Origin of the sequence: Paraburkholderia aspalathi (assembly GCF_900116445.1) — a bacterium.
Lineage (GTDB): Bacteria > Pseudomonadota > Gammaproteobacteria > Burkholderiales > Burkholderiaceae > Paraburkholderia > Paraburkholderia aspalathi.
Genome location: NZ_FPBH01000101.1, coordinates 1 through 1,156 on the forward strand (window position 1 = coordinate 1; position 1,156 = coordinate 1,156).

The window sequence follows — 1,156 nt, forward strand, 5'->3', positions numbered from 1 at the left end:
ATGTGTATTAGCCTGGACTCGATCTGACAGGTAGTCGGGCAACGAAGTAACGAAGCCGATCAGTGAGGGATCAGTTTCTCCCTGGCAAGATCAAGGGAGTCGAGAAACGTGCGCATGGGCGTCTTTCCGTAGCACCATCGTCCCTGATGTTCGCGCTCGTTGTTGTACTGGTCAAGCCATACGTCCAGATCAGCCCGCAGGGCCGGGATCGAGTCGTAAATCCTCTTGCGGAAAGTGACGCGGTAGAACTCGTTGAGCATGGTCTTGTGAAGGCGTTCAACGATGCCGTTGGTTTGCGGAGAGCGCGCTTTGGTGCGGGTGTGGTCGATATTTTCCACCGCCAGATAGAGTTCATATTCATGATGCTCGGGGTTGCCGCAGTACTCGGTTCCCCGATCGGTAAGCACGCGTGCGAGCGGGATGTCAAAGCTGTCGAAGAACGGTACGACGCGATCGTTGAGCAGATCGGCGGCCGGCAACGGCGTCTTGCGATCGTAGAGTTTGGCAAAGGCCACCTTTGAGTAGGTATCGACAAAGGTCTGCTGATAGACACGACCCACGCCTTTAAGCGTGCCAACGTAAAAGGTGTCCTGGGCGCCGCAGTAGCCGGGACATTCGGATTCGAACTCACCGTGCGTTTCCTTTTCCAGCTTGGCGCGCTCGAGCGCGGCCAGTTGCGACTCGGTCAGCACCATCCCTTCCTGAGCGGATTTGGCTTCCAGAGCCTTGAGACGCTTGTTCATGGTCTGAAGGTCATGGCGCAACCAGACGCCACGCACGCCCTGTGGCGAGACGCTCAGGGCGTGCCGTTTGAGTACTTCGTTGGCGATGCGTATCTGGCCGTAGGCGGGCAGCTCCAGCGACAGTTCGAGTACGGCGGCCTCGACCTCAGGATCCACGCGATTCTTGATGACTGGGCGGTGGTGCGAGATTTCCTGCAGCGCCGCTTCGCCGCCTGTTTCGTACAGGTCCTTGAAACGGTAGAAGCTGTCGCGGGAATAGCCCATTACGCGGCAGGCCTGACTGACATTGCCAAGCTGCCGGGCTAGCTCCAGCATACCGAGCTTGGCACGGATGACCTTCTGTTCCTGAGTCATGGCGGACTCCTTGCGGTTTGCTGTTTGCATTGTCGCTCCGGGCTACGCCCTTCGCGCCA

Annotated in this window: 1 protein-coding gene; it reads right to left on the minus strand. The window is 58.4% G+C overall.

The features are described 5' to 3' along the window. Positions 1-59: 59 nt before the first annotated feature. Entirely contained in the window at positions 60-1,097 is a 1,038-nt protein-coding gene (locus tag BM438_RS44545; RefSeq protein WP_167378564.1) for an IS481 family transposase, read from the minus strand. Between the last annotated feature and the right edge of the window lie 59 nt (positions 1,098-1,156).